This is a genomic window from Stenotrophomonas sp. PS02289, assembly GCF_029960115.1.
GTDB lineage: Bacteria > Pseudomonadota > Gammaproteobacteria > Xanthomonadales > Xanthomonadaceae > Stenotrophomonas.
In genome coordinates, this window is record NZ_JASCOZ010000265.1 from 1 (window position 1) to 3,870 (window position 3,870).

At 63.4% G+C, this 3,870-nt stretch carries 4 protein-coding genes; all 4 read left to right on the forward strand.

The features are described from left to right. The first annotated feature begins 150 nt into the window (after positions 1–150). The 4 genes from QMX83_RS20665 to QMX83_RS20680 all read left to right on the forward strand — a co-directional run bounded on the left by QMX83_RS20665 (position 151) and on the right by QMX83_RS20680 (position 3,796). Positions 151–468, forward strand: coding sequence for a DUF4156 domain-containing protein (locus QMX83_RS20665; RefSeq protein ID WP_282298501.1), 318 nt, complete (start codon positions 151–153; stop codon positions 466–468). A gap of 113 nt (positions 469–581) precedes the next feature. After that, on the forward strand, positions 582–1,598 hold the full coding sequence (locus QMX83_RS20670; RefSeq protein ID WP_282298499.1) for a 3-oxoacyl-ACP synthase III: 1,017 nt from the start codon (positions 582–584) through the stop codon (positions 1,596–1,598). A gap of 212 nt (positions 1,599–1,810) precedes the next feature. Continuing rightward, the gene (locus QMX83_RS20675) at positions 1,811–2,845 is read left to right on the forward strand and encodes a Fic family protein (RefSeq protein ID WP_282298502.1); all 1,035 of its coding nucleotides are present in this window, start codon (positions 1,811–1,813) and stop codon (positions 2,843–2,845) included. Positions 2,846–2,908: 63 nt separating this feature from the next. Further along, entirely contained in the window at positions 2,909–3,796 is an 888-nt protein-coding gene (locus tag QMX83_RS20680; RefSeq protein WP_282298500.1) for an alpha/beta fold hydrolase, read from the forward strand. Positions 3,797–3,870: the final 74 nt, after the last annotated feature.

Sequence of the window (3,870 nt, forward strand, 5' to 3'; positions counted from 1 at the left end):
CGCCGGCCCCCGGTCTGGGGTATGTCTTTGGGCGGGCGGGCGGGGGCCCCCCCCCGCCCCACATCAACCCGTCATCGTTCCGTCCCCATCCACCCCCGATTCAGCCCGTTCAGGCAAAATCCCCCCATGACCTCCCAGAACGCACGCGCCATGCGCCTCCTGCTCCTCTCCGCTCTCACCCTGACCGCCACCGCCTGCACCTGGGTGCCGATCGAACCCAGCGGCAAGACCGTGCGCGTGCTGCCCGCCGGCCAGGTGCCCTCGGGCTGCCAGCAGCGCGGCGAAGTGGTGGTGACGGTCAAGAGCAAGGTCGGCTTCTACAACCGCAACCCCTTGCGCGTGCAGGAAGAACTGGAAACCCTGGCCCGCAACGAAGCCCCCAGCGCCCAGGCCAACGCCATCCAGGCCGCCGCCGCCCCGGCCGACGGCAGCCAGCGCTTCCTGGCCTTCCAGTGCCCGCCCCGCTGACGCATTCAGCCCCACGCCCGGACCATACGCCCGGGCGTGAATTCGTAAAGATGCGGTGAAAGCCGCTGGGGCTTACAATAGCGCCCCCTTCGCCTGAGCCTTGGCGCTAACTGATGCTCTTCAAGAATGTCTCGATCGCCGGTCTGGCGCACATCGACGCGCCGCATACGCTGACGTCGAAGGAAATCAACGAACGCCTGCAGCCGACGCTGGATCGTCTGGGCATCCGCACCGACGTGCTCGGCGACATCGCCGGCATCCATGCCCGTCGCCTGTGGGACGCCGACATGCTGGCCTCCGACGCCGCCACCCTGGCTGGCCGCAAGGCGCTGGAAGACGCCGGCATCGGTGCCGACAAGATCGGCCTGCTGGTCAACACCTCGGTCAGCCGCGACTACCTGGAGCCGTCCACGGCCAGCATCGTCTCGGGCAACCTGGGGGTCAGCGACCAGTGCATGACCTTTGACGTCGCCAATGCCTGCCTGGCTTTCATCAACGGCATGGACATCGCCGCCCGCATGCTGGAACGCGGCGAGATCGACTACGCGCTGATCGTCGACGGTGAAACCGCCAACCTGGTGTACGAGAAGACCCTCGAGCGCATGGCCCTGCCGGGCGTGACCGCTGACGACTTCCGCAACGAGATGGCGGCCCTGACCCTGGGCTGCGGCGCCGCCGCCATGGTCATGGCGCGCAGCGAGCTGGTGCCCGAAGCCCCGCGTTACCGCGGTGGCGTCACCCGCTCGGCCACCGAGTGGAACCAGTTGTGCCGCGGCAACCTGGACCGCATGGTCACCGACACCCGCATGCTGCTGATTGAAGGCATCAAGCTGGCGCAGAAGACCTTCGTGGCCGCCCGTGAAGCGCTGGGCTGGGCCGTGGAAGAGCTGGACCAGTTCGTGATCCACCAGGTCAGCCAGCCGCACACCGCCGCGTTCATCAAGAACTTCGGCATCGACCCGAAGAAGGTCATGACCATCTTCGGAGAGCACGGCAACATCGGTCCGGCTTCGGTGCCGATCGTGCTGAGCAAGCTCAAGCAGCTGGGCAAGCTGAAGAAGGGTGACCGCATCGCCCTGCTCGGCATCGGCTCGGGCCTGAACTGCTCGATGGCCGAAGTGGTCTGGTAAGCAGGTTCGGAATTTGGGGCGAGAGGCCTGAACCGTCATAGACGGTCGCTCTTGCCCCCAAGTTCGCCTATTCATGTCGATTTTTGTTATTTTTTCGACATGTTGCAGGCATCATGTCGATGAAATCGACATGAGCCGCACGGATGGACGTTCTGAGTCCCTACAACGATCTTCCTCCACTTCCGCCCGAGGCGGATCTGGAAACCCGCGATCTGCTGAAAGCGTGCATTGAAGCGCACAAAGCGCTGGCGTCGCTGCGGCAGGCGACTGGGCATCTCCCGAATCCATCTGTGCTGATCAACACGATTCCGTTGCTGGAGGCACAGGCCAGCTCGGAGATCGAGAACATCGTCACTACCGCGGACGAGTTGTTCCGTTTCGCTGATCACGAAGCGGCCGCAGATCCCGCGACCCGAGAAGCGCTTCGCTACAGAAGTGCGCTGCAGGAAGGGTTTCTCTCGCTGGTTGAACGACCCCTTTCAACCGCGACTGCAGAAGTCGTCTGCAGTCGTATCAAGAACACGTCGATGCAGGTTCGTCGAGTCCCTGGTACTGCTCTTGCCAATGGGCAAACGGGGGCAGTGATCTACACACCTCCTGTGGGTGAAAGCCTACTTCGCGAGAAGCTGTTCAACTGGGAAAGGTTCATCCATGAAGCCCATGACATCGATCCGTTGATTCGCATGGCGGTGGCCCATTATCAGTTCGAGGCCATCCACCCCTTCACCGATGGCAATGGACGCACCGGTCGAATTCTCAATCTGTTGATGCTGGTCGAGCATGATCTACTTGACCGCCCAGTTCTGTACCTGTCGCGCTACATCATCGAGCGCAAGGCCGAGTACTACCGTCTGCTTTTGGCAGTCACAATCGAGGGGGACTGGGCTGCGTGGATCAGATACATGTTGGACGCCGTAGCCGACACTGCTCAGTGGACGGGCAGGAAGATCGAGGCCATCCGCCAGCTTCACGATCACGCCTGCGAATGGATTCGCGCCCAGCGACCGAAGGTCTATAGCCGAGAACTGGTCGATGTGCTGTTCAGTCAGCCTTATTGCCGGATCCAGAATGTCGTGGAGGCGGGGGTGGCAAAACGCGAGACCGCTGCCCGCTACCTGCGCGAACTGGTGGATATCGGGGTGCTCCGGGAGGAGCGGATGGGCAAGGAAAAGGTATTCCTGCATCCGGCCTATCTCCGCCTGCTCTCGGACAACCAGCATGTGTCGCAGCGCTACGAGATCTCCTGACCCCTATCCCCGCTGGCGTGTTGTGCCTGACAATGCGCCCCCGGCTTTCCGTTGGTTCTATCGATGACTCTTCCCGGTTACCCCGCCCATCCGCAGCGCTTCGAGGTCCGCCCCGGCGTGACGATGAGCTATCTCGACGAAGGTCCGCGCGACGGCGAAGTGGTGGTGATGGTGCACGGCAACCCGTCGTGGAGCTATTACTGGCGCACGCTGGTTGCTGGCCTGTCGGATAAGTACCGCTGCATCGTGCCCGACCACATCGGCATGGGCCTGTCGGACAAGCCGGATGACAGCCGCTACGAGTACACCCTGCAGTCGCGTGTCGACGACCTGGACGCGCTGCTCAAGCACCTCGGCATCACCGGCCCGGTGACCCTGGCGGTGCACGACTGGGGCGGCATGATCGGCTTTGGCTGGGCGCTGTCGCACCACGCCCAGGTCAAGCGCCTGGTGGTGCTCAACACCGCCGCGTTTCCGATGCCGGCGGCCAAGAAGATGCCGTGGCAGATCGCGCTGGGTCGCCACTGGAAGATCGGCGAGTGGATCATCCGCACCTTCAACGCGTTCTCCAGCGGTGCCTCGTGGCTGGGCGTGGAACGGAAGATGCCGGCCGATGTGCGCCGCGCCTATGTGTCGCCGTACAACAGCTACGCCAACCGGATCAGCACCATCCGCTTCATGCAGGACATTCCGTTGAGCCCGGCCGACAAGGCCTGGTCGCTGCTGGAGCGTGCCGGCCAAGCGCTGCCGTCCTTTGCCGATCGCCCGGCGTTCATCGGCTGGGGCCTGCGTGACTTCGTGTTCGACCATCACTTCCTGAAGGGCTTCCAGGCCGCGCTGCCGCAGGCGCAGGTGCATGCATTCGAAGATGCCGGTCACTACGTGCTGGAAGACAAGCACGAAGTGCTGGTGCCGGAGATCCGCGCGTTTCTTGATCGCAACCCCATTTGACATCTGATCGACACGGATCCGGTAGCGCCGGCCGTTGGCCGGCCCATGCATCTGCCGGATGCGTTCATGAGGGC

Bases quoted from the DNA above. Each gene is read 5' to 3' on its own strand.
- QMX83_RS20680 (WP_282298500.1), top strand. From the start codon at position 2,909: ATGACTCTTCCCGGTTACCCCGCCCATCCGCAGCGCTTCGAGGTCCGC.
- QMX83_RS20670 (WP_282298499.1), top strand. From the start codon at position 582: ATGCTCTTCAAGAATGTCTCGATCGCCGGTCTGGCGCACATCGACGCG.
- QMX83_RS20665 (WP_282298501.1), top strand. From the start codon at position 151: ATGCGCCTCCTGCTCCTCTCCGCTCTCACCCTGACCGCCACCGCCTGC.